20 protein-coding genes are annotated in these 24,804 nt (G+C 67.5%); 4 read left to right on the top strand and 16 right to left on the bottom strand.

All coding sequences use genetic code 11. The annotated features are described in order from the left end of the window. Positions 1–215: 215 nt before the first annotated feature. From ACSFA0_RS08950 to ACSFA0_RS08920, 7 genes are all read right to left on the bottom strand, one after another. Positions 216–3,119 (bottom strand): beta strand repeat-containing protein, encoded by a 2,904-nt coding sequence (locus ACSFA0_RS08950; RefSeq protein ID WP_435449842.1) that lies wholly within the window; start codon positions 3,117–3,119, stop codon positions 216–218. 139 nt (positions 3,120–3,258) lie between these two features. Beyond that, positions 3,259–3,915 carry a hypothetical protein gene (locus ACSFA0_RS08945; protein WP_435449841.1) on the bottom strand — a complete coding sequence of 219 codons (657 nt, stop codon included), beginning with the start codon at positions 3,913–3,915 and terminating at the stop codon, positions 3,259–3,261. Positions 3,916–4,299: 384 nt separating this feature from the next. Continuing rightward, positions 4,300–5,220, bottom strand: coding sequence for a LysR family transcriptional regulator (locus tag ACSFA0_RS08940; protein ID WP_435449840.1), 921 nt, complete (start codon positions 5,218–5,220; stop codon positions 4,300–4,302). Positions 5,221–5,509: 289 nt separating this feature from the next. Then, a complete protein-coding gene (locus tag ACSFA0_RS08935; protein WP_435449839.1) occupies positions 5,510–6,967 on the bottom strand; it encodes a DegQ family serine endoprotease in 1,458 nt (485 codons plus the stop codon). A gap of 107 nt (positions 6,968–7,074) precedes the next feature. Then, the gene (locus ACSFA0_RS08930; protein ID WP_435449838.1) at positions 7,075–8,412 is read right to left on the bottom strand and encodes an ATP-binding protein; all 1,338 of its coding nucleotides are present in this window, start codon (positions 8,410–8,412) and stop codon (positions 7,075–7,077) included. After that, a complete protein-coding gene (locus ACSFA0_RS08925) occupies positions 8,409–9,068 on the bottom strand; it encodes a response regulator (protein ID WP_435449837.1) in 660 nt (219 codons plus the stop codon). The genes ACSFA0_RS08930 and ACSFA0_RS08925 overlap by 4 nt, the downstream gene beginning before the upstream one ends. 13 nt (positions 9,069–9,081) lie before the next feature. Then, positions 9,082–9,852 carry an IclR family transcriptional regulator domain-containing protein gene (locus ACSFA0_RS08920; RefSeq protein ID WP_435449836.1) on the bottom strand — a complete coding sequence of 257 codons (771 nt, stop codon included), beginning with the start codon at positions 9,850–9,852 and terminating at the stop codon, positions 9,082–9,084. A gap of 142 nt (positions 9,853–9,994) precedes the next feature. Between ACSFA0_RS08920 and pobA the strand changes: the two genes are divergently transcribed. Further along, entirely contained in the window at positions 9,995–11,176 is a 1,182-nt protein-coding gene (gene pobA / locus ACSFA0_RS08915; protein WP_435449835.1) for a 4-hydroxybenzoate 3-monooxygenase, read from the top strand. Positions 11,177–11,182: 6 nt separating this feature from the next. On the opposite strand, the gene ACSFA0_RS08910 is transcribed toward pobA, so the two are convergent. The 3 genes from ACSFA0_RS08910 to tagF form a co-directional block, all read right to left on the bottom strand. Continuing rightward, the gene (locus ACSFA0_RS08910) at positions 11,183–13,522 is read right to left on the bottom strand and encodes a xanthine dehydrogenase family protein molybdopterin-binding subunit (RefSeq protein ID WP_435449834.1); all 2,340 of its coding nucleotides are present in this window, start codon (positions 13,520–13,522) and stop codon (positions 11,183–11,185) included. Positions 13,523–13,640: 118 nt separating this feature from the next. After that, positions 13,641–14,135 carry a hypothetical protein gene (locus ACSFA0_RS08905; protein WP_435449833.1) on the bottom strand — a complete coding sequence of 165 codons (495 nt, stop codon included), beginning with the start codon at positions 14,133–14,135 and terminating at the stop codon, positions 13,641–13,643. Then, on the bottom strand, positions 14,132–14,878 hold the full coding sequence (gene tagF, locus ACSFA0_RS08900) for a type VI secretion system-associated protein TagF (RefSeq protein WP_435449832.1): 747 nt from the start codon (positions 14,876–14,878) through the stop codon (positions 14,132–14,134). Before tagF ends, ACSFA0_RS08905 begins: the two co-directional genes overlap by 4 nt. 325 nt (positions 14,879–15,203) lie before the next feature. On the opposite strand from tagF, the gene aat reads away from it, so the two are divergent. The 3 genes from aat to ACSFA0_RS08885 are packed head-to-tail and all read left to right on the top strand — an operon-like array spanning position 15,204 to position 17,526. Further along, positions 15,204–15,956, top strand: coding sequence for a leucyl/phenylalanyl-tRNA--protein transferase (gene aat / locus ACSFA0_RS08895; protein ID WP_435449831.1), 753 nt, complete (start codon positions 15,204–15,206; stop codon positions 15,954–15,956). Beyond that, positions 15,953–16,699, top strand: a complete 747-nt coding sequence (locus ACSFA0_RS08890) for an arginyltransferase (protein ID WP_435449830.1) — start codon at positions 15,953–15,955, stop codon at positions 16,697–16,699. The genes aat and ACSFA0_RS08890 overlap by 4 nt, the downstream gene beginning before the upstream one ends. A 32-nt stretch (positions 16,700–16,731) precedes the next feature. After that, positions 16,732–17,526: an IclR family transcriptional regulator gene (locus tag ACSFA0_RS08885; RefSeq protein WP_435449829.1), complete on the top strand. Its 795-nt coding sequence runs from the start codon at positions 16,732–16,734 to the stop codon at positions 17,524–17,526. 18 nt (positions 17,527–17,544) lie between these two features. On the opposite strand, the gene ACSFA0_RS08880 is transcribed toward ACSFA0_RS08885, so the two are convergent. From ACSFA0_RS08880 to ilvN, 6 genes are all read right to left on the bottom strand, one after another. Beyond that, complete coding sequence (locus ACSFA0_RS08880) at positions 17,545–18,702, bottom strand: serine hydrolase (protein WP_435449828.1); 1,158 nt, start codon at positions 18,700–18,702, stop codon at positions 17,545–17,547. A gap of 114 nt (positions 18,703–18,816) precedes the next feature. Next, the gene (locus tag ACSFA0_RS08875; protein ID WP_435449827.1) at positions 18,817–20,355 is read right to left on the bottom strand and encodes a 2-isopropylmalate synthase; all 1,539 of its coding nucleotides are present in this window, start codon (positions 20,353–20,355) and stop codon (positions 18,817–18,819) included. 37 nt (positions 20,356–20,392) lie between these two features. Further along, on the bottom strand, positions 20,393–22,096 hold the full coding sequence (leuA, locus tag ACSFA0_RS08870; RefSeq protein WP_435449826.1) for a 2-isopropylmalate synthase: 1,704 nt from the start codon (positions 22,094–22,096) through the stop codon (positions 20,393–20,395). Between the two features lie 178 nt (positions 22,097–22,274). After that, entirely contained in the window at positions 22,275–23,099 is an 825-nt protein-coding gene (pssA, locus tag ACSFA0_RS08865) for a CDP-diacylglycerol--serine O-phosphatidyltransferase (RefSeq protein ID WP_435449825.1), read from the bottom strand. Between the two features lie 88 nt (positions 23,100–23,187). Beyond that, entirely contained in the window at positions 23,188–24,345 is a 1,158-nt protein-coding gene (ilvC, locus tag ACSFA0_RS08860) for a ketol-acid reductoisomerase (protein ID WP_435449824.1), read from the bottom strand. Then, positions 24,248–24,739, bottom strand: coding sequence for an acetolactate synthase small subunit (gene ilvN / locus ACSFA0_RS08855; protein ID WP_158722722.1), 492 nt, complete (start codon positions 24,737–24,739; stop codon positions 24,248–24,250). The genes ilvC and ilvN overlap by 98 nt, the downstream gene beginning before the upstream one ends. Positions 24,740–24,804: the final 65 nt, after the last annotated feature.

Here is a 24,804-nt window from a genome sequence, read left to right as displayed (position 1 = left end):
CACGCACGGGCTCGTTGAGTCTGAATGAGATTGCACGCCGAGAACCTTCCGTCGACCCTCCCCCCGGAGTGCCGTGAACACAGGGACTTTTTTCCGCTGGCGTCGGGCCGGTGACACGACCGGACGCCAATGGAAAAAAGGCGAAGCGCGCGCCGTGGGGCGGCGCTTCGCACAAGCCGGCGGACCCCGAGGTCCGCCGGCGACTCAAACACCCGTCAGTTGTTGATCCGCACCGCGAAGGTCAGCGTGGCGCTGCCGCTCGGTGCCACGGTGTTGCCCGTGCTGCCGCAGCTCACGGCGGTCGCGGTCTGCGCATAGACCGGTGCGGTGCCGGTGATGCCGGTGGCCACGCACTGGGCGGCAGGTTGGGTGGCACCGGTCAGGCTGGTGAACGCAGGCACCGCATCGTTGATGGCGATGTTGGTGACCGGCGAGGTGCCTTCGTTGGTGGCCGTGACCTGGTAGACGATGCACTCGCCCGGCTTGAGCGACAGCGGCGTGGCGGCGAAGGCGCCGTCGGCCGTGCCGTCACACGCGAGGTCGGCCGCCTGCGTCTTGAGGACGCGGATCTGGCCGGTGATCACGGTGCTCAGGTCGGTCGCCGTCGGCGTGCCGCAGTTGGCAGCCGGGTCGGTGAAGGTGGCCGTCACGGTCGTCAGGTCGCTCGCACCGGCGCTCGCACCACCCGGTGCGAACACGCGCACCAGCAGCTTCTGCGTGCCACCGACGGCCAGCGGGCCGGGCAGCGGGCCCGTCACCAGCGTGTCGCCCGCATCGATCTGGCCGTCGCCGTTGACGTCGAGGTAGATCGAGGTGGTCCAGCCCAGCGTGGCGTCGGCCGCCGGCACCGTGGCGGTCAGCGTGTACGCGCCGCACATCTGGTTGCCGGTGTTGGTCAGCGTGTGGGCATAGACCACGGTACCGCCCGGAGCCACCTGGCCGACGTTGTTGGGCGTCAGCGTGGCGCTCAGGGTGGCGGCGGCGATCACCGTCACCGCGTCGAGCTTGGTGTCGGTCACCAGCACACCGGTCGAGGCGACCGCGGTCGACTGCACCTGGAAGTAGATCTTCTGGGCGGTCACCGGCTTCTGCGTCGCAGGCGGCGTGACGCAGGCGTCGACCTGCTGCTGTGCGCCGGCGGCCACGCTCACGCTGGTGAGCGCGGCGCCGGTGCAGGTGCTGCCGGCGGCCACGAACTTCACTGTCCAGCCGGTCGGCAGGGTGCCGGGGAAGCTGGTCGACTGGCTGGCCGCCAGGTTGTAGGCATTGGCCGCGGTGTCGTTGTTCTTGACGAACAGCGTGAAGATCGTGCCGGTGCCGGCCGCGGTCGTGTTGGTCGTGGTCGGCTGCGGGCTCGGGCCCGGGCCGAGGTCGCCGCCGGCCACCGAACCGGCGCCGGTACCTGCGGCGCTGTTGGTCAGGTCGACCAGCGAGCCGATGACGATCGTGACGACGTCACGGGTGGCATCGAGCTTGGACGTGTCGCCCGCCGAGCGGCCGGTGACGACCGCATCGAACGGGCCCGTGCCCACCACCGCGCTCGCCGGCACATTGGCCTGCACCACGATGTTGACGCTGCCGCCTGCGGCGATCGGGCCGGTGTCGGGCACGCCGTCGCCGGTCGTGTCGAGCAACGGCGTGACGCCGTCGGCCGCGAAGAACAGGAAGGTCGTGCCGGCCGGGAAGCTGCCGTTGGCGATCGTCAGGTTGACGGTGTCCGCATCGTTGCCGGTGTTGAACACGGTCTGGCCGAACTTCACGCTGCCACCTGCGACCACCGACGGCTGGGTCGTCAGGTCGGCGGCGGTGCCGTTGGGCGTGCCGGGCACGGTGTCGAGGGCGGTGGCCGCCGTCGACGGGTTCGTACCCACGGCGATGCCGTAGCTGGCCGTGACCGTGTAGGCCGCCGGGTTGGTGCTCGAGCCCACGGTGCCGATCGCCGTCGAGGTGGCGGCCGGCGAATCCGTCGGGTTGTACTTGGCGGTGTTGGTCGTGGTCGACGTACCGATCGCCGCGGTGTTGTTGACCAACACCACGAAGCTGATCGTCTGCGTGACGTTCTGGCCCAGCGAAGCGACGACCGCGTTCAGCGTGTTGCCGCTGGCCGCGAAGTCGATGCCGGCCGGATCACCACCCGCGCCGTCACCCAGCGCCGTGCCCGGTGCGCTGCTCCACACCGCAGAGCCTGCGACGTAGGTGTAGCCTGCCGGCAAGGTGTCCGACAGGGCGAACTTGCCCGCCGCGCCACCGGTGTTGTTGAAGGTCAGCGTGTAGACCGTGTACTGGCAGGTCGCACTGGAGGCCAGACCGGCCGACCAGGTGGTCGCGCACGCCGCGGAGGACGAGCGCGGACCGCCGGTGGTGGCCGTCGGCCACGCCGCGCCGCCCGGGCCGGCGATGGCCGGGAGACCGATCGTCTTGGTGGCGTTGAAGGCCGCGACCGTGGTCAGGTTGACCTGGTCCTTGTCCGCTGCGACCAGATTGGCCGGGGCGTACAGGGCCGGGGTGCCGGCGGTCGCCGTCACGGTGGCCAGCGCATACGGCGCCGTCGGCGTGGTGGCCGTGCCGGGGATCGAGTACGCGACGACGAACTGGAAGGTGCCGTTGCTGCCCGCCACGGTCTGCGCGGGTACGTTGCAAGAGGCTGCGGGCACGACCGAGCACAGCGGCGTGGTGCCGTCCGGCACGCCGTCGCCGTTGGCGTCGGCGTAGACCTCGATCTTCGAGAAGCGCGTGGTGGCGTCTTCGGCGACCGAGAGCGTGAAGGTGTCGGCGCCGTTGCCGGTGTTGGTGAGCACGTGCGGGGCGTAGACGATCGAGCCGGCGGCGCCGATCTTCGTGTTGACGACCGTGGTGGTCACGGTGCCGAACGCATCGAGCGTGAAGGAGCCAACCTGCTGCACCGTGGTCTGCACCAGGTTCGAGGTGGCGAGCTGCGTGTTGCCGCTCGAATCGGAGTAGGAGGCCGAGGCCTGGTTCCCGATGACGGTATTGGCGGGCGGTGCGGCTGCGAAGACGGCCGGGCTTCCAAACAGGAAGCCCAGCGTCAATGCGGCGGCGCCGGCCCAGGATGCGCGCGGCCTGAAGCCGGTGCGCTGGGTTGGCAGGGTAGGACTCACTTGGTTTTCTCCTCGGTTGTCAAAAGAAAGGGAACATGAAGAACCCGGCGGATGCGCTTTCCGTGCGGCGAGCGAGCACCGGATCGCGTGTCATCGGTCGAAGCAAAGAGACGAAGGTGAAAGCCAAGCGAGGCCACGGTCAGCGCGTCGCGCTGGTGGCGGGCAACACGCCGACGGACGGCGGCGCCTGCGGCGTCGCACTCGCCGTCTTGGGCGCGGGCGGCACGACGACTTCGACCTTGGCGCGCGCGCTGACCGACGCCACGCCGCCCGCAGGCAGCTGGCCCAGCGTCCAGCGCAGCGCGCGGTAGTCGCTGTAGGGCACGGGTTCGGTCTTGCCGTCGCGGGCCTTGCGCATCAGCGGCTCGGGGGCGAATTCACCGTCCTTCACCGCCGCCTTTACCAGGGCGGCGCCCGGCTTGGCGCTGCGCGGCAGGTACTCGAGGCCCTCCGGGATCGGCAGGTCGGCCACGAGGCCCGACACGGCCTTGCCGGTCTTGTTGGTGTAGGTGACCGTGTACTCGAGCACATCGCCGGGCTTGACCGATGCCGCATCGAGCAGCTGCTCCTTGCCGTCGGCCGCCTTGACCACCTTGGATTGCTGGAGCTCGACGGTCACGGCCGCCGGTGCGACGGCGGCCTGCTCGGGCCTGGCCACGGCCGCCCCGGTTTGCGCGAGGGCAGAGAAAGCGCACGCGGCCCCCAGCAAGGCGCCGATGCCGAGGCGCACGGCACGGTGCCAGGGCGCAGCACCGCGCCGGAGAAAGGAAGCTTGAGTCGACGTTGTAGTTGGCATTGGATGCTCCGGTTTCAAAAGACAAGCGGCGGCCCGGCACGGCCCGTCGCACCACGGCAGCTCGGGCCGCCGATCCATTGCAGACGCGCACGCCCCCGCGGGCTGCGACACGGCAGCAATCTTTAAAAGAAAGGAATCCCTCGAATACTTTTGTTTTTATTCAGCCATCAATTCCTGGCCGCTTTCGGGCCTTCGGAATTGACTCGACCCGTCCCCTGTACCGGTGTCGAAGAAATTCTTATTTTTGAATGTGAATAAATGTACTGGGCGTTGTTGCAAAAAGTAGCGGAACTACTTCACGCTTCGCGGCCGGTACCGGCAGTTCCATTTCGGACAACCGCAACGCTCGACGCGGCACCCGATGGCTCGGCCATCAGCGAAATATCACGAGAGCTGCCCTACGCTGGCAGGCCGGATGTCTTGCGTCACGTCGAGAAGATATTCGACGAACGTCCTAATTTTTCTGGAATTCCGACGCCCTGGCAGGAATACCAGATTGACCTCTTCGTCCGCCAAGGGGACGAACGGCAACACGGCCACCAATTCCCCGGATTCCAGCGCCGGCGCCGCCAACTCAGCGGGCAACAAGGCAATGCCGCGATCGGCGCAGGCCAGCGACAGCAACAATTCAGGGTCGTTGGCATGCAGCACCGTCTCCCCCGCCACGCTGCGTGGATGACACGCCGTCGGCACGGTCATTTCGCCCACCCGCCGATGCGCGCATCCGGTCAGGAAGGCATGACCCGCCAGATCGGACAAGGTAACGATGGCCGGGCTGCGGCCCAGATAGGCCGGCGAGGCGCACAAGCGCATCGGCACGGTGGCCAGTCGCCGGGCCACCAGTTCCTCGCAGCCCTCGCGACCGATGCGCAGCAGCACATCGGCCTCGTCACGGAAGAGATCGGCATGGCGGTTGCCCAGCTCCAGCGACAGCTGCAGTTGCGGATGCGCGTCCATGAAGCCCGGCAGATGGGCCGCGAGGAACTGGCGCCCCGCGTAGGTCGGTGCCGCGATGCGCAGGCGACCGGTGAGGGCGCGCTCGTCGGCATAGAGCGTCGACATGGCCCGGTCGACCGCACACAGCATGTCGACCGCCGTCTCGAAGAACTGCCGCCCCTCTTCGGTCAAGGCGAACCGCGCCGAGCCCCGGTGCAGCAGCACATGGCCCACGCTGGCTTCCAGACGCTGCAATTGACGGGATGCGGAGGCCTTCGGGACATCCAGCACATCGGCGGCGAGTGTCAATCCGCCCAGTTCGACGGCCTTGATGAACAAGCGCACGTCGGCAAGTGAAAAGTCTTTCATGGATCTTCTTATTCACTGTCATGGAGCCCCTGCAGCACGCCCCCTCCCAGGGCCGCGCCACCCCTTTGTCCGCGCCGTTGTCGGCGCCGGCCCTCGGAGCTCTCGATGTTTTGCATTCTCAGCACATTTGTCTCACGGCGCACTCACTTTCAATGACATTCCTTGATTTACTTCAAATTGCGTTTGCTTTCGTGCACTGCGTCGCACGTTGCCGGCCAGCCCATGAAAAAGCCCCGCCGTCTCGGAAGAACGGCGGGGTCATTGCGGTGCGGATGCGATATTGCGGAAATCAGCCCATGCGCACCGGCACGAAAATCCGATCGCCGCCGCGCTGAATCAGCAGTGCCACGGATTTGCCAGCCTTGGCCGCCACCTCACGCACCTGCTCGACGCTCTGGGCGGGCGTGCCGTTGATGGCCAGCAGCACATCGCCCGCCTGCACACCGGCCAAGGCGGACGGTCCCGCGGCGTCTTCGATCAGCAGGCCGTTCTCGACCTCGGCTTCGCGTTTCTCCTGCGGCTGCAACGGGCGCAGCGCGAGCCCCAGCTTGCCCTGGCCGACAGCCTCGTCGTTCTTCGCGACGACGCTGCCCTTGTCGGACGCATCGCCGAGCTTGGCCGTGATCTGCTCGCGCGCGCCCTGGCGCCACACGTCCAGCGTCACCTGGCTGCCCGGCTTGCGCTGGCCGATGACGGCCGGCAGGTCGCCCGACGACACGATCGGCTGCCCGTCGACCGCGCGGATCACGTCACCCGAGCGCAGACCGGCCTTGTCGCCCGGGCTGCCCTTCTCGACGTTCGACACCAGCGCGCCTTCGGGCTTGTCGAGCTTGAAGGAATCAGCGAAGGCCTGGTTCACCTCTTGCACCGCGACGCCCAGGCGCGCGTGGGTCGCCTTGCCGGTGGCGACGATCTGGTCCTTGATCTGCACCGCCACGTCGATCGGGATCGCGAAGGACACGCCCTGGTAGCCGCCACTGCGGCTGTAGATCTGCGAGTTGATGCCCACCACCTCGCCGCGCGTGTTGAGCAGCGGACCGCCGGAGTTGCCGGGGTTGATCGCCACGTCGGTCTGGATGAAGGGCACGTAGCTGTCGTCGGGCAGCAAGCGGCCCTTGGCGCTCACCACGCCGGCGGTCACGGTGTTCTCGAAGCCGAAGGGCGAACCGATGGCCAGCACCCATTCGCCGACCTTCAGGTCCTTGGTGCTGCCGAGCGCGACGGTCGGCAGGTCCTTGGCGTCGATCTTCAGTACCGCGATGTCGGTCTTCTCGTCGGCGCCCAGCACCTTGGCGCGGAACTCGCGTCGGTCGGTGAGCTTGACGGTGACTTCTTTCGCGTCCTTCACGACGTGGGCGTTGGTGAGGATGGTGCCGTCGGCGCTCACGATGAAGCCCGAACCCTGGCCGCGCGTGGGCACGTCGCGCTGCGGCCCGCGCGGGCCGAGCTGCCCGCCGAAGCGGCGGAAGAACTCGGCCATCGGGTCGTCCGGGTCCATGCCGGCGGCACCGTCGAAGGAGGTCTTGGTCGTGCCGGTGACGCTGATGTTCACCACCGCCGGGCCATCGCGCTGGGTGATGGTGGAGAAGTCGGGCATCGTCACCAGCGGCGCGGCAGCGACCGTCGCGACCGGCGCCGGCGCCACGGCGCGCGCGCTGGTGTAGGCGCCTGCGCCCACCGCGCCGATCACGCCGGCGGACGCCAGCGCCAGCACGAGGCCTTTGGTCGAAGTCAGTCGGGTGTTCATGGAGATTCCTTTCGAGGTGTGGGATGAAACACGATGGAAAGGAATGTGCGCGCCCAGACTTAGGTCGCGCTTAAACAGGCAGCGTCGCGGCGCGCGCGACGCGGGACTCAGCGGCGATGCGGAAAGCGCACGACGACGCGCAGGCCGCCGAGCCGCTCCGACGCGCCCAGCGCGACGGTGGCGCCGTGCAGGTCGGCGATCGACTTGACGATCGCCAGGCCCAGCCCGCTGCCCGGCGCCTGCGCCTGACCGGCGCGGTAGAAGCGGTCGAGCACGCGCTCGCGCTCCTCCGCCGGCAGGCCGGGGCCGCTGTCGTCGACCTGCACCTCGACCCCGTCATCGTCGGCCACGATGCCCAGGTCGACGCGACCGCCTTCGGGCGTGTACTTGACGGCGTTGTCGAGCAGGTTGCGCAGCAGCATGCGCAACGCCTCGGGGTGGCCTGGCACCACGACCGCATCGGCTTGGTCGAGCCCGATGTCGATGCGCCGCGCCTGCGCCGCTGCGACCACATCGGACACGGCGAGCCGCGCGAGTTCGGGCAGATCGACGGGCTCCGCCGCCGCGCCGGCCGCCACGCTGGCCTCGTGCCGCGCCAGCGCGAGCATCTGCTCGACCAGCTTGGTCGCGCGCTCGATGCCGGCCGCGAGCCGGCCGATGGCCAGCGTGCGCGTGGCCTCGTCGTTCGCGCGCTGCAGGCCCTGCACCTGCAGCTTGAGGGCCGCCAGCGGCGAACGAAGTTCATGCGCGGCATCGGCCACGAAATGCTTCTGCGCGTCGAAGGCGTGGCGCACGCGCTCGAACAGCAGATTGAGTTCCTGCACCAGCGGACGCACCTCGTCGGGCAGGCCTTCCTCGCCGACCGGTGACAGATCGTCGGCCTGGCGCGCGGCCACCTGACGCCGCACCCGCGCCACCGGCGCGAGCGACCGGCTGACCACCCACCACACGACCAGCATCAGGATGGGCGCCATCAAGGCCACCGGCATGACCGTGCGCACGGCCAGCGCCCGCGCCATCTGGCGGCGCACCGCCATGTCCTGCGCGACCTGGATCACCAGGCTGCGCGTCTGCATCGAGTACACGCGGTAGGTGGTGCCGCGCGCGCGCACGTCGGCGAAGCCCAGCACCGCGATCTGCGGCAGCGCGGCCTGCTCGGCGGACTCGAAGATGCGCACGCCATCGGCGGTCCACACCTGCACCACGAACTCGAAGTTCTGCTCCGCACCGCCGATGCCGCCGACCGCCGAACTCGGCGGCAGCCCCGAGCGCAGCGACATCGCCATCTGCTGCATGTGGTAGTCGAAGATTTCGTCGGCTTCGTTCAATACCGTTCGGTAGGCGACAAAGGCCTGCGCGCCTGCGGCGAGCACGATGGCCATCAACAAAAACAGCAGCAGCCGCGCGCGCAGCGAGCCGAGAAAAGCGAAGGGGCGACGCGTCATTCGCGCGGAACCATGTAGCCGACGCCGCGGACATTGCGGATGAAGTCCGCCCCCAGCTTCTTGCGCAGGCCGTGGATGTACACCTCGACCGCGTTGCTGCTGATCTCGTCCTTCCAGCTGTAGAGCTTCTCCTCGATCTGCGCGCGCGACAGCACCAGGCCGGGCCGGGCGATGAGCGGCTCGAGCACCGCCCATTCGCGCGCCGAGAGGATCACAGGCTGGCCGTTCACCGACGCTTCGCGCGTGCCAGGATTGATGCTCACGCCCAGGTGCTCGTACACCGGCTCGGCGCGGCCCGAGGCGCGGCGCAGCAAGGCGCGGATGCGCGCGAGCAGTTCGTCGAGGTCGTAGGGCTTGAGCACATAGTCGTCGGCACCGGCGTCGAGGCCTTCGATGCGCTGCTGCACCGAATCGCGCGCGGTGGCGATCAGCACCGGCATGCGCTGCTTGCGCGCACGCAGGCCTCTCAACACCTCGAGCCCGTCGCGCTTGGGCACGCCCAGGTCGAGCAACACCAAGTCGTACTGCTGAGCGCGCAAGGCGCTCTCGGCGGCCTCGCCATCCTTCACCCAGTCGACGGCGTACTGCTCGGCCCGCAGCAGGTCGAGCACGGCCTCGCCGATCATCACGTCGTCTTCGAGCAGCAGCAATCGCATCGTTGTCGTCCGGTCAGAGCAGGGCTCGCACTTCGCGCGCCGCTTCGTACAGCAATGGCAGCATGTCGCGGCGCAAGGCATCGTCGCTGCGGTGCGCACCGGAGAGCACGACGTTGAGCGCCGCGACTGTGCGCCCGCGCATGTCGCGCAGCGGCACGGCGAGCGCTTGCACGCCGAGTTCGTGCTCTTCGTTCGCGATGCAGTGGTCGTCCTTGCGCACCTGCGCCAGGCACCGCCGCAGCGCGCTGGTCTGCGTGACGGTGTGCGGGGTCAGCCGCGCCAGCGTGCGACCCTTGAGCCATTGCGCGAGTTCCGCGCTGCTCATCGCAGCGAGCAGCATGCGGCCGGTCGACGTGGCATGCGCCGGCAGGCGCGCGCCCAGGTGCAGGCCGTACGCCAGCACGCGCGTGGGCGCGCCGTAGGCCACGCTGCGCGCGACGATCACGGCCTCTTCGCCGTCGAGCACGACGGCCGAGAAGGACTCCTGCGTCTGCGCGGCGAGGCGGTTGAGCGTGGGTTGCAGCGCTCTCGGCAGCCGCGACGACGACAGGTAGCTGCCCGAGAAGCGCAGCACCTTGGGCGACATCCAGAACGAACTGCCGTCGGTGTCGAGGTAGCCCAGGTGTGCCAGCGTGAGCAGGTGGCGCCGCGCCGCCGCGCGCGTGAGGCCGGCGCGTTCGGCAGCCTGCGTGGCGTTCAGACGCTGCCGCTCGGTGTCGAAGCTCTCCAGCACCGCCATGCCCTTGGCGATGCCTTCGATGAAGTCGGGTTTGGCGATGGTCATGCGTGGAACGGTGCAGCCGGTTGCTGCGCGATCATCGCACAGGCACTCGGTGCATCGCGCACTGCCGCTCTGCGGGGCGACGACGCACGACGCCCGCGCCCTACGCTGCGGCTTCGAATCTGCAAGCTTCAGGAGACACCTCATGCGCACCCAAGTCGCCATCATCGGCGCAGGCCCAGCCGGCCTGCTGCTGGGCCAACTGCTGCACGAGGCCGGCATCGACAACGTGATCGTCGAGCGGCAGAGCGCCGACTACGTGCTTGGGCGCATCCGCGCCGGCGTGCTCGAGCAGGTGACGATGGACCTGCTGGCACGCGCACGCGTCGACACACGCGCCCGGGCCGAAGGCCTGCCGCACGATGGCATCGAGCTGCTGTTCCAGGGCGCGCGCCACCGCATCGACCTGCACGGCCTGACCGGTGGCCGCCGCGTGACGGTGTACGGCCAGACCGAGGTGACGCGCGACCTGATGGCGGCCCGCGAAGCCGCTGGCCTGCGAACCATCTACAACGCGGACCGCGTCGCGCTGCACGACTTCGACAGCACGCAACCCCAAGTCCATTTCCTGAAGAACGACGTCGCCCACGACATCGACTGCGACTTCATCGCCGGCTGCGACGGCTTCCACGGCGTGAGCCGCGCAAGCGTTCCGCACGACGCGCTGCGGCTGTACGAGAAGGTCTATCCCTTCGGCTGGCTGGGCGTGCTGGCCGACGTGCCGCCGGTGTCGGACGAACTCATCTACGCCAACACGGCCCGCGGCTTCGCCCTGTGCAGCATGCGCAGCGAGACGCGCAGCCGTTACTACGTGCAGGTGCCGGTCGACGAGCGCGTCGAGCGCTGGAGCGACGAGGCCTTCTGGGACGAGCTGCGCGCGCGCCTGGACCCCGAAGCGCGCGAGCGCCTGGTGACCGGGCCGTCGCTGGAAAAGAGCATCGCACCGCTGCGCAGCTTCGTGGCCGAGCCGCTGCGCTTCGGCAGTCTCTTTCTCGCCGGCGACGCGGCGCACATCGTGCCGCCGACCGGCGCGAAGGGGCTCAACCTGGCCGCTGCCGACGTGGGCTACCTGTCGCGCGCCCTGGAGGTCTTCTACCGCGAGCGCTCGCCATCGGCACTCGACCGCTATTCCGACCTGTGCCTGCGCCGCGTGTGGAAGGCCGAGCGCTTTTCATGGTGGTTCACTTCGCTGATGCACCGTTTTCCGGACACCGGCGAGTTCGGGCAGAAGATCCAGGAAGCCGAGCTCGACTACCTGGTGCACTCACCGGCCGCCGCCACCTCGCTGGCCGAGAACTATGTCGGCCTGCCGCTGGAAGACTTTTGAGGCCGCTCAGTCGGCGGTCTGCAGCGCTTGCCAGACGCGCGCCGAACTCAGCGGCATCTGCAGCGTCGGCGCCTGCGCGGCCAGGCCGGCACGCGCGAAGGCGTCGGCCACCGCGTTGACGATGGCCGGCGTCGCGCCGATGGTGCCGAGCTCACCCACGCCCTTCACGCCCAGCGGGTTGTTCTTGCACGGCGTGGATTCGTCCATCTCGGTGCGGAACATCACCTCCGACACGTCGGCGCGCGGCACCGCGTAGTCCATCAGGCTGCCGGTCACCGGCTGGCCGGTTTCGGCGTCGTACACCACGCGCTCGTACAGCGCCTGCCCGATGCCCTGCACCGCGCCGCCGTCGAGCTGACCGCGCACGATCATCGGGTTGACCACGCGGCCGACATCGTTGACCGAGCTGTAGGCCACCACGCTCACCTCGCCGGTCGGCGCATCGATTTCGACCTCGCAGATGTGGCAGCCGTTCGGCCAGGTCGGGCCGCTGACGGCGCTGGTCGAGTCGACGAAGATCTGGCCCTCGGGCTGCTTGCCGGCCAGCTCAAACAGGTCGAGCTTGAGGTCGGTGCCGGCCACGGTGAAGCTGCCATCCGCATAGCGCACGTCCTCAGCCGACGCTTCGAATTCCTTGGCGGCCAGCTGGCGCGCCTGGTCGACAGTGCGCTCCGCACCGACCCGCACGGCCGAGCCACCCGTAAAGAGCGATCGCGAACCGGCGCTGCCGAAGCCGTCCCCCCGGTCGGTGTCGCCCAGGATCACGCGCACCTTCTCGATCGGCACGCCGAACACATCGACAGCCAGTTGCGCCAGCGAGGTCGCGATGCCCTGCCCCATCGCGTTGACCGCCGAGAAGACCTCGATGAAACCATCGGGCTTCACGGCCACGGTGACGCGTTCCTCGAAGACATTGCCGCCGGTCCACTCGAGGAAGGTCGCGATGCCGAGGCCGCGCAGCTTGCCCTCGGCCTTCGACTGCGCGGCGCGCGCCTCGAAGCCCGACCAGTCGGCCAGCGCCAGGCCCTGGTCCATCACCTTCTCGAACTGGCCGGTGTCGTACACCTGCTTCATTGGGTTGGTGTAGGGCATCTGTTCGGGGCGGATGAAGTTGCGGCGGCGCAGTTCGATGCGGTCGATGCCGGTCTGGCGCGCGGCCTCGTCCATCAGGCGTTCCATGAGGAAGATGGCTTCGGGCCGGCCGGCGCCTCGGTAGGCGCCGGTCGGCGCGCAGTTCGTGAGCACCGCCTGGAAGTGGAAGTCGACGGTCTGGATGTCGTAGACGCTGGTCTGCACCCACGGGCCGATCAGCAACTGGATCGCGACGCCGGTGCCGGTCGCGTAGGCCCCGACGTTGGCCAGCGAATGGATGCGCAGCGCGAGGATCTTGCCGTCGGCGTCGAGCGCGAGTTCGGCATGCGAAGACACGTCGCGGCCGTGCGCAGACGAGAGGAACTCCTCGCTGCGGTCGGCCACCCATTTGACAGGGCGCTTGAGCACATGCGCGCAGTACGCGACGGCGATGTCTTCCGGGTAGGCGCCGGTCTTCATGCCGAAGCCGCCGCCGACGTCGCCGACCACCACGCGCACCTGCTCCTTGGACAGGCCAAGTGCGTCGCACACCGAACTGCGCACACCCGATGGCATCTGCGTGCTCATGCGGAGGGTGAGCCGGCCCGAGCCCTCCTCGATCTCGGCCAGCACCACTCGGGGCTCGATCGTGAGCGCCACCACGCGCTGGTTGACGATGTCGAGTGCGACCACGTGCTTCGCCTTCGCGAAGGCGGCCGTCGTCGCGCCGGCGTTGCCATGGCGCGCTTCCGCGGCGATGTTGCCGGGCGCCTCGTCGAGGACCTGCGGCGCGCCGGACGCAGCGGCGGCGGCGAGGTCGACCACCATGGGCAGCTCTTCATAGTCCACGAAGACGGCCTCCGCGGCGTTGCGCGCCTGCTCGATCGTGTCGGCCACCACCGCCACCACCGGCTCCCCCACGAAGCGCACGCGTTCGTGTGTCAGCGCGCGCCGCGGTGGGGACACACCGGGCCCGCCGCCCGGCCGCTTGAAGCCCGCGGTGCCCGGCATCGGCTGGACGCCCGCTGCCACCAGATCGGCCCCGCTGAGGATGCCGACGACGCCAGGCATCTCGAGCGCCGACGACGCATCGACCGAGACGATGCGCGCATGCGGGTACGGCGAGCGCACGAAGATCAGGTGCGTGAGCCCGTCAGGCTGCACGTCGTCCGTGTAGCGGCCGGCGCCGGAGAGGAGCGCCTGGTCTTCCAGCCGGCGAACGGCCTGGCCACTGCCGAAACGTAGGGGGTCGGGGGATGTTGTGTCGTGGTCCACGCGAGAGTCCTGCAAGACGCGCGCACCGGCCGGGTGGCCGTGAACAGCGCGGGGTTGTCGAGCGGCCACTATACGGGCGGACCGCCGACGCTGCAGCGGCCCAGGCGACACGCGTTCGTTACCAGGTGGACTCGGGCGGACCGGCGCGATGTCGAAGGTCGAATTGAGCCAGGGCCTCGTCCGCAGAGCGAGGGAGCGGGTCTTCCTTCTCCAAGCGCACCCAAGGTGGCGGCATGGCCTCGGCAGCCACAGGGACCGGGCCGTGCATGGCGTCGACCTCGAAACGCAGCAACCCGATTTCGAGCACGTCGCCATCGAACAGGGCGGGCCGTTTGCCCATGCCGATGCGCTGTCCGTTGAGCGCGCAGACCAGCGCCCGGCTCTGGTTGGAGATCACCCACTGGCTGTCGATCCGCGCGATCGAGCACCGGTCGGCGTCCTCGCTGTCGAGCGGGCTCAACGGCCGTCCGCCGAGCTGCAGTGCCGCCGCCAGGCCGGCACCTTCCGGCGGAATGGTGAAGGCGCCGATGCGCGGCAGCCCGCGGGCGCGGACGAGCCGCAGCACCAGCGGTGCGCTGTCGCCCACCTCAGCCGCCGCATCCCATGACGTCACGACAGCCCGCCCCATAGCGTGTCCAGCCGGTCCGATGCGTTCACGTAGCGGCCACGGGCGTCCTGCTGCCAGAACGCGCATTCGCCCGGGCTGTGGCGCAAGCGCTGCGGCCAGTCGGTCCATGGCAGATGCCGCACGCCCCTGAAGCGACGGCCGGGGTCGTCCTGACGCACGGGCCCGGCCATGCGGTCGAGCAGTGCCTGAACTCGCGCACGCGTCGGCGCGGCCACGCCGTGACGGCCGGACGTGGAGAGCTCGAGCCAGGTCGGCGCGTGCAGGCGCCAGAGCGCGCCGACCATGCGCTCGAGCGCGCGGATGTCCGCCGCGTCGAGCAGGCTGCCGTGGCGGGTGACGGTGCGAGCCAGCCAGAAGAACCAGTCGTTCGGCTCCCGCGCCTGGCGCGCGAGATGGCGCGCGACCCAACGCGGATGGGCCTGGTGGTAGACCACGAGCGGATGCGGTCGACCGAATCGGTCGCAGGAGGCGGCCACGACGCCGACGACGAATCGGTTCCGCGCGAAAGGCAGGGCGCCGGGGGACAGGACGAAGGCGGTGGGCAAAGCCCGGGTGTCGTGGTTGCCGTCTGCCGCAACGACCGCCTCCCCCTGGGCATTGAACCAGTCACGCCAGGCGTCCCGCTCTCGCATGCTCTGGCCGCTGCCGACGAAATCGGCATGCGCAGGCAGCTTGCCCCAGATGGCGGGCGGGGTGATCATCGACGAGGCCAGCAGTCGCTTCAGCATGTCGGCCCCACGAGCGCCACGCAGGCGGGGCATTGCGGCGGATGCGCCGGCCGCCCGGGTGCGGTTGCACGTTGAATGGTCACTTTCCCCCCTTGAGTCGCTCTTGTGCCGCTATTCTTGCGCGGCAGGGCGATGAAGCGGGTGCCTTCAGGCGACCCAATCGCCGCCGTCGGCCATTCCGTGAAGTAGTCCTTCGGATGGCACGGCGATGAAACGTTAAAGCGCTTGTCACTTCGTCCGCAGACTGTTAACAAGAACCTTTGTCTTACCCTCGTTCCCAGGTGCTTCAGCGCTGCATCGGCGCTTCCGTGCCAAGGTCTTTGCCATGAACCTGCCCTGGCTCGCGCCCGGCGACCCGCTGCCACCGTCTTCCGAGGCGTGGGGCCCGCACGACCCGGTGCCGGGACTGCTGGCCGCCGGCGGGGCGCTCGATGTCCCCACCCTCCTCGACGCCTACCGCCATGCGATCTTCCCGTGGTTCAGCGACGATCAGCCGATCCTGTGGTGGAGCCCCGATCCGCGCATGACGCTGGCCCCCACGGCGTTTCGCCTCCACCGATCGCTGCGCAAGGCGCTGCAGGCCTTTCGCAACGATCAACGCTGCGAGATCCGCATCGACCACAGCTTCGACACCGTGATCCGCGCATGCTCGGCCGCACCCCGCGACGGGCAGTCGGGCACCTGGATCGTGCCGCCGATGATCGAGGCCTACGGCGCGTTGCATCGGGCCGGCCATGCGCACAGCGTCGAGACCTGGATCGACGGCGAACTCGTCGGGGGTCTCTACTGCGTGGCGATCGGCCGTGCCGTCTTCGGCGAGTCGATGTTCGCCCGCCGCACCGACGCATCGAAGATCGCGCTGGCCGCGCTCGTGTGCCTGTGCCGCCGTCATGGCGTGCAGCTGATCGACTGCCAGCAGAACACCGCCCACCTCGCGAGCCTGGGCGCCGTCGAAATGCCGCGGGAGCGCTTCGTCGCCCATGTCGCTCGAGCGCATGAGGAGCCCGGCCCGTCTTGGCATTTCGAGCCCGTATACTGGGCCGAACTCCTGCCTGCGCGACCCTCTTGGACGACGTGACGCACCTCAAGGAACTCCCGCTCCACACGTTGCAGTTCTATGCAACGGCGCCCTATCCCTGCAGCTACCTGCCGGACCGGCAGGCGCGTTCGCAGGTCGCGACGCCGAGCCACCTGATCCACAACGATGCGTACTCTGACCTGGTGCGCAACGGCTTCCGGCGCAGCGGGATGTTCACGTACCGGCCCTACTGCGACGGCTGCAGCGCCTGCGTGCCGCTGCGCGTGCGGGTCAACGACTTCCAGCCCAACCGCAGCCAGCGCCGCGCCCTGAAGCAGCACGCCGACTTGCAGGTGCGGGTGCTCAAGCTGTGCTTCCTGCCCGAGCATTACCAGCTGTACCTGCGCTATCAGAACGGCCGTCATGCGGGCGGCGGCATGGACCACGACAGCATCGACCAGTACACCCAGTTCCTGCTGCAGAGCCGGGTGAATTCGCGCCTGGTCGAGTTCCGCGAAACGCTGCCCGACGGCAGCGCAGGTGCGCTCAAGATGGTGTCGATCCTCGACGTGCTCGACGACGGCATCTCGGCGGTCTACACCTTCTACGAGCCGGAGGAAGGCACTGCCTACGGCAACCATGGCGTGTTGTGGCAGATCGCGCAGGCGCGCCAGCTCGGCCTGCCCTACGTGTACCTCGGCTACTGGATCGAGGCCAGCCCGAAGATGAACTACAAGGCGCGCTATGTGCCGCACGAGCTGCTGATCGACGGGTGCTGGCAGACCCCCGATTTCACAAGGTAAAATCGCAGCCCGGACATCACCGCGTTGCGCCCATGAGAAAACCACAATCAGACGTCCCTGCCACGCCGGTCATCCAGGTCATCGAGCGCATGTTCTCGCTGATCGATGTGCTGGCCTCGCGCGAGGAGGCCATCTCGCTCAAGGAGATCAGCGAGAAGACCGGGCTCCACCCGTCGACCACCCATCGGATCCTCAACGACCTGGCGGTCGGCCGCTTCGTCGACCGCCCGGAAGCCGGCAGCTACCGGCTGGGCATGCGACTGCTGGAACTGGGCAATTTGGTGAAAGGCCGGCTGAACGTGCGCGACGCGGCATTGGCACCCATGCGTGAGCTTCACAAGCTGACACAGCAGCCGGTGAACCTCAGCATGCGCCAGGGCGACGAGATCGTGTACATCGAGCGTGCCTACAGCGAGCGCTCGGGCATGCAGGTGGTGCGCGCCATCGGTGGGCGCGCGCCCCTGCATCTCACGTCGACCGGCAAGCTCTTCCTCGCCGCCGACGACCCGCAGCGCGTGCGCAGCTACGCAACCCGTACCGGGCTCGCCGGCCACACGCGCAACAGCATCACGCAGTTGCCGATGCTCGAGCGCGAACTCTCCAAGGCGCGCCAGTACGGCATCGCGCGCGACAACGAGGAACTGGAACTGGGGGTCCGCTGCATGGCCGCGGGCATCTACGACGATCAGAGCAAGCTGGTGGCCGGCCTGTCGATCTCGGCACCGGCCGATCGCCTGGACGAAGGCTGGCTGCCCAAGCTGCAAGCCACCGCCAGCGAGATCTCGAGCGCGCTGGGATACAACCAGAGCGCTCCTGCCGCCGGCTGAAACGGCGGCTGTGGAAGGTCAGTCGCCTGCGGCGTGCTGCGACGCGGCCTGCAGCGTCGGCGACATCAGGTGCGAGGCCTCGACCCAACGGCGCACGCGTTCGGCATCGGCGATGCGGCTGAACTTCCCGGCGGAATCCAGGAACACCATGATCACCTTGCGGCCGGCGATGCGCGCCTGCATCACCAGACACTGACCGGCTTCGGAGATGTAGCCGGTCTTCTGCAGGCCGATCTGCCAGTCAGGGTTCTTCACCAGGCGGTTGGTGGTGTTGTACTGCAGCACCCGGTTGCCCACCTCGACCTGGTACGCCGGTGAGGTCGACAGTTCACGCACCGTGGCATTGCCCGACGCGGCGTTTACCAGCAGCGCGAGGTCTTGCGCGCTGGACTGGTTGTGGCTCGACAGACCAGTGGGCTCGACATAACGCGTGTCCTTCATGCCGAGCAGCTTGGCCTTCGCGTTCATCATGCTGACGAAGGTGGCCAGCCCGCCGGGGAAGGTGCGGCCCAGGGCATGGGCAGCGCGGTTCTCGCTCGACATCAGCGCCAGGTGCAACAGCTCACCGCGCGACAAAGTGGCGCCGATGCGCAGGCGTGAGCTGCTGCCCTTTTCGGTGTCGACATCATCCTGCGTGATGGTGAGCAGCTCATCCATCGGCAGTTGGGCCTCGCTGATCAGCAGGCCGGTCATCAGCTTGGTGAGCGAGGCGATCGGCAGCACGGCATGGTCGTTCTTGCTGAACAGCACTTCGCGCGTGTCCTGGTCGATGACCAGTGCAGCGCTGGACTTCAAGTCGAGCGCATCGTCGGTGCTGTGCAGGCCAGCCATCTGCCCGTACGAAAGACGGGCGGGTTGCTCCACGCGGACGACCGAGCGCCGCTGCACGGCAACCACGGTCTTGCCACCGCTCTTGCGGAGGGTGGCAACGACGTTCCTGCCACCGCGCACGCTCTTGGCGGTCTGGTTTGCCTTGGACGTGCGCTGCGCGACCGGCGCGGTCTTGCGCTTCGCATCCGTGGCGGCTTGGCTCTTCTTCGCCGCCACAGGTCGTTTGGCGCCCGCGGCATGAGCGGCCGGAGCGATGAAAGCCACGGCGCAGAGCGCGGCGGCGATCAGACGGAGAGCTTGTCGGAGTCGCTGGGACGAAACTCGGTAAGGACGGGCCTCAGGCATTCAGAACTCTCCAGCGGCATAAAAGGTGTCCGCAGTGTATCGAAATCAAAAAAAGCACGCAATAACAGTTACTTGCGCGCCTTTCTTCATTCGAAGCAAAAGGATCGCTCGAAACTAGCCTTGTGCGGCCACTCTCTCAGCTTGGCTCTGTAACTTGTTGAGCGCACTCAAATAAGCCTTGGCCGATGCCACCACGATGTCCGGGTCGGCACCGACCCCGTTCACAATGCGGCCGGCGTTCTGCAAGCGTACCGTGACTTCGCCTTGACTTTCAGTCGATCCGCTGATTGCATTGACCGAATAGAGGACCATTTCGGCCCCACTTCGCACGTGAGACTCGATCGCCTTCAACGAAGCATCGACCGGACCATTGCCGTCCGACTCGCCGGTGACCTCTTTGCCTTGAACGGTGAACACCACGCGGGCCTGGGGCCGTTCGCCGGTTTCGCTGTGCTGTGACAACGAGACGAACCCGAACAGATCACCAACGTTCGCGCCTTCCTCATCGCTGACAAGCGCCAGGATGTCCTCGTCGAAGATCTCGCTTTTCCTGTCCGCGAGTTCCTTGAAGCGGGCAAAGGCGGCGTTGATGTCGGCTTCGCTCTGCATGGTCACCCCCAGGTCCAGCAAGCGCTGCTTGAAGGCGTTGCGACCGCTCAACTTGCCCAGCACGATCTTGTTGTTGGCCCAGCCCACATCTTCGGCACGCATGATCTCGTAGGTGTCGCGCGCCTTGAGCACGCCGTCCTGGTGAATGCCGGAGGCATGCGCGAAGGCGTTGGCGCCGACGACCGCCTTGTTCGGCTGCACCACGAAGCCGGTGGTCTGGCTCACCATGCGGCTGGCGGCCAGGATGTGCTGCGTGTCGATGCCGAGCTCGAGCCCGAAGTAGTCCTTGCGGGTCTTCACGGCCATCACCACCTCTTCCAGCGAACAGTTGCCTGCGCGCTCGCCCAAACCATTGATGGTGCACTCGACCTGGCGCGCGCCGCCGATCTTCACGCCCGCGAGCGAGTTGGCCACCGCCATGCCCAGGTCGTTGTGGCAATGCACCGACCAGATCGCCTTGTCGCTGTTCGGGATGCGCTCGCGCAGCGTCTTGATGAAGCTGCCGTAGAGCTCGGGGATCGCGTAGCCGACGGTGTCGGGCACGTTGATGGTCGTTGCGCCTTCGGCGATCACGGCTTCGAGCACGCGGCACAGGAAGTCCATGTCGCTGCGGTAGCCGTCCTCGGGGCTGAACTCGACATCGCCCACCAGATTGCGCGCAAAGCGCACCGCCAGCTTCGCCTGCTCGAACACCTCGTCGGGCGACATCCGCAGCTTCTTCTCCATGTGCAGCGGCGAGGTCGCGATGAAGGTGTGGATGCGACCGCGGGCTGCGCCCTTGAGCGCCTCGGCAGCGCGCGAGATGTCGCGGTCGTTGGCGCGCGAGAGGCCGCAAATGGTCGAGTCCTTGATGGTGTTCGCGATCAGCTTGACGGCCTCGAAATCGCCGTTCGAGCTCGCAGGAAAACCGGCCTCGATGACGTCGACCCGCAGACGCTCCAGCTGCTTGGCGATGCGCAGCTTCTCGTCCTTGGTCATGGACGCGCCGGGCGATTGCTCGCCGTCACGCAGGGTCGTGTCGAAAATGATCAGCTTGTCGGTCATCGTGAGGTCCTTGTCTTCTTTGTGTGGCCGGGGCGGCTCAGGCCGCGACCGTGTCGGATTGTGCGCTGGGTGCGTTGCGCGCCCGGGCACGTGCCAGCCCCGACACGATCGCCTTGAGCGAGGCCGAGACGATGTTGGGGTCGATGCCCACACCGAACAGCGTGTGCTGGTCGTCGACCCGCAGCTCGAGATAAGCCACGGCTTGCGCATCGGCGCCCGCCCCGATCGCGTGCTGGTGGTAGTCGATCACTCGGATCGCGTGGCCGGTGCTCTCGGCGAGCGCCTGGATGAATGCGTCGATGGGGCCGTTGCCGCGTCCTTCGATGCGGCGAATCTCGCCGCCCCAGGGCAGGTCGCCGCGCAACACCACCGATGCAGCGGCGCCTTCACCTTCTTCCTCGATCACGCGGTGCTGCAGGGCCTGCACGGTCTTCAGGCCGTACTCGCGTTCGAACAGCGCATAGAGATCGGCCGCGGTCAGTTCCTTGCCGGCAACGTCCATCACACGCTGCACCGCCTGCATGAATTCCATCTGCAGCCGGCGCGGCATCTCGATGCCGTATTCGCTCTCGAGCAGGTAGGCCATGCCACCCTTGCCCGACTGGCTGTTCACGCGGATCACCGCCTCGTAGCTGCGGCCCACGTCCTTCGGATCGATGGGCAGATAGGGCATGTCCCAGACGTCGTCGTCCTTTCGCGCGGCGAAGGCCTTCTTGATGGCGTCCTGGTGCGAGCCCGAGAACGAGGTGTAGACGAGGTCGCCCACGTACGGGTGGCGCGGGTGCACCGGGATCTGGTTGCACTGCTCGACGACGACGCGGATCTCGTCGATGTTGGAGAAGTCGAGTTCGGGCGACACGCCTTGCGTGTAGAGGTTGAGCGCGACGTTCACCAGGTCGAGGTTGCCGGTGCGCTCGCCGTTGCCGAAGAGGCAGCCCTCGAGCCGGTCGGCGCCCGCCATCAGCGCGAACTCGCCGGCGGCCGTGCCGGTGCCGCGGTCGTTGTGCGGGTGCACCGACAGCACGATCGCATCGCGCCGCGCCAGGTGGCGGTGCATCCATTCGATCATGTCGGCGAAGATGTTCGGTGTCGAATGCTCGACGGTCGACGGCAGGTTGACGATGCACTTGTGCTCGGGTGTCGGCTGCCAGACCTCGGTGACCGCGTCGACCACGCGCTTCGAAAACGCGAGGTCCGTGCCCGAGAACATCTCGGGCGAATACTGGAAGGTCCACTGCGTCCCGGGCTGCTTGGCGGCGCAGTCGTTGAACATGCGCGCATGCGTGGTCGCGAGTTCGACGATCTGGTCTTCGTCCATGCCGAGGACCACGCGGCGCATGATGGGCGCGACTGCGTTGTAGAGGTGCACGATGGCGCGCGGCGCGCCCTGCAGCGACTCGAAGGTGCGCGTGATGAGCGGTTCGCGCGCCTGCGTCAGCACCTGGATCGTCACGTCGTCGGGGATGCGGTCTTCCTCGATCAGCTTGCGCACGAAGTCGAACTCGACCTGCGACGCAGACGGGAAGCCGACCTCGATCTCCTTGAAGCCAATGGCCACCAGCGTCTCGAACATGCGCATCTTGCGCGCGATGTCCATCGGCTCGACCAAGGCCTGGTTGCCGTCACGCAGGTCCGTCGACAGCCAGATCGGCGCCTTCGTCAGCACGGCGTCGGGCCAGGTGCGGTCCTTGAGGCCGATCGGGGCGAATGCGCGGTACTTGGCTTGCGGTTGCTTCAACATGACGATGCTTTCGATGGTGAGTGAGACCACCAGCAACCCCAAACAAAACGGCCCGTTGCTGGTGCGAACGGGCCGTGGTGAGGGATGCGCGTGCGCTACCGTCTCCGCCCGAAGGGGATGAGTAGTAGGGCCAGCGAGATCTTGTTCATGGGAAGCGCGAATGTAGCACAGGCCGCCTTCAGTTGTGCAGGCCGCGTTCGTCGGGCTCGTCGGTGGAAATACTGATCACGCTCGCCGGCTGCCCCTTCGCCTTGCGCCAGCCATACACCACGTAGCCGCTCAGGCCGTAGGCGACGAACAGACCGAACAGCACCGTCGGCGGATGGATGTTGATCACGGCGATGCCCAGCGCGATGAGCACGATCGCCGCGAAGGGCACGCTCTTCTTCATCTGGATGTCTTTGAAGCTGTAGAACGGCGCGTTGGTCACCATCGACAGCCCGGCGTAGAGCGTGAACGCGAAGGTGACCCAGGTGATCTGCGTCCACGACAGATACAGCACCTCGCCGCCGCGCTTGCCCCACTCGGTCATGAGCCAGATGAAGCCCGCCACGAGCGCCGCTGCTGCGGGCGACGGCAGGCCTTGGAACCAGCGCTTGTCGACCACGCCGGTGTTGACGTTGAAACGCGCCAGCCGCAGTGCGGCGCAGGCGCAGTAGACGAAGGCGGCGATCCAGCCCCAGCGCCCCAGGCCCTTGAGCGACCATTCGTAGGCGATGAGCGCCGGCGCGGCGCCGAAAGACACCATGTCGGACAGCGAATCCATCTGCTCGCCGAACGCGCTCTGCGTGTTGGTCATGCGCGCCACACGCCCGTCCAGGCTGTCGAGCACCATGGCGGCGAAGACGCCCAGCGCCGCCAGGTCGAAGCGCGCGTTCATCGCCATGACGATCGAATAGAAGCCACCGAACAGCGCGGCCAGCGTGAACAGGTTGGGCAGGACGTAGATGCCCTTGCGGCGCTTGCGCGGCTGGATCTCGTCAGGAAGGGTGTCGTCGTGCATTGGTCGGCAGTTTAGTTCAGGCTTCTGGCTCGCCCGGAAAGAAAAAGGCCACCGCGAACGGTGGCCTCTTCAGCAGGGAAAGGAACGATCAGTTCTTGGTCTGGTCGACCAGCTTGTTCTTCATGATCCAGGGCATCATCTTGCGCAGTTGCGCGCCGACCACTTCGATCTGGTGCTCGGCGTTGATGCGCCGACGGCTGATGAGGGCCGGCTGACCTGCAGCGGCTTCCAGCACGAAGCTCTTGGCGTATTCGCCGGTCTGGATGTCCTTCAACACTTGCTTCATCACCTTCTTGGTCTCGTCGGTGATGATGCGCGGGCCCGTGACGTACTCGCCGTACTCGGCGTTGTTCGAGATCGAGTAGTTCATGTTGGCGATGCCGCCTTCATAGATCAGGTCGACGATCAGCTTCAGTTCGTGCAGGCATTCGAAGTACGCCATTTCGGGCGCGTAGCCGGCTTCCACCAGCGTCTCGAAGCCGGCCTTGATCAGCTCGACCGTGCCGCCGCACAGAACCGCTTGTTCGCCGAACAGGTCGGTCTCGGTTTCTTCGCGGAAGTTGGTCTCGATGATGCCGGCCTTGCCGCCGCCGTTGGCGGCCGCATAGCTCAGGGCCAGGTCGCGCGCCTTGCCCGACTTGTCCTGGTGCACCGCCACGAGGTGGGGCACGCCGCCACCTTGTGTGTACGTGCCGCGCACGGTGTGTCCGGGTGCCTTGGGGGCGACCATCCACACGTCGAGGTCGGCGCGCGGCTGCACGAAGCCGTAGTGCACGTTGAAGCCGTGCGCGAAGACGAGCGAAGCGCCTTCCTTGATGTTCGGTGCCACGTCGTTCTTGTAGACGTTGGCGATCTGCTCATCGGGCAGCAGGATCATGACCACGTCGGCCGACTTCACGGCGTCCGCGACTTCGGCGACCTTCAGGCCGGCCTTGCCAACCTTGTCCCACGAAGCGCCGCCCTTGCGCAGGCCGACCACGACCTTCACGCCGCTGTCGTTCAGATTCTGGGCGTGGGCATGACCCTGCGAGCCGTAGCCGATGATCGCGACGGTCTTGCCCTTGATCAGGCTCAGGTCCGCGTCCTTGTCGTAATAAACCTTCATGATTGCTCCTTCGTTGACTCGTTGGTGGGTGTTGAACTGAAAACTAGACGCGCAGGATGCGCTCGCCGCGCCCGATGCCGCTGGCACCGGTCCGCACGGTTTCGAGAATCGCGGCGCGGTCGATGGCCTCGAGGAAGGCATCGTTCTTGCCGTGGTCGCCGGTGAGCTCGATGGTGTAGCTCTTGTCGGTCACGTCGATGATGCGGCCGCGGAAGATCTCCGCCATGCGCATCATCTCCTCGCGCTCCTTGCCGACCGCGCGCACCTTCACCATCATGAGCTCGCGCTCGGTGTAGGCGCCTTCGGTCAGGTCGACGACCTTGACCACTTCGATCAGGCGGTTCAGGTGCTTGGTGATCTGCTCGATCACGTCGTCCGAACCAGCCGTCACGATGGTCATGCGCGAGAGGCTGGGGTCCTCCGTCGGCGCGACGGTCAGCGATTCGATGTTGTAGCCACGGGCCGAGAACAGGCCCACCACGCGCGACAGCGCGCCGGGCTCGTTTTCCAGCAGGACAGCGATGATGTGTTTCATGGGGTGCGAACTCCTCTTTTCGCCGCCCTCCCCCGCGCACGGTAATGCGCGGGCTCGGCGGGCAA

Source organism: Variovorax restrictus (genome assembly GCF_051216715.1).
In the GTDB taxonomy this organism is placed as follows: Bacteria; Pseudomonadota; Gammaproteobacteria; order Burkholderiales; family Burkholderiaceae_C; genus Variovorax.
This window is presented reverse-complemented; position numbering and strand designations above follow the sequence as displayed.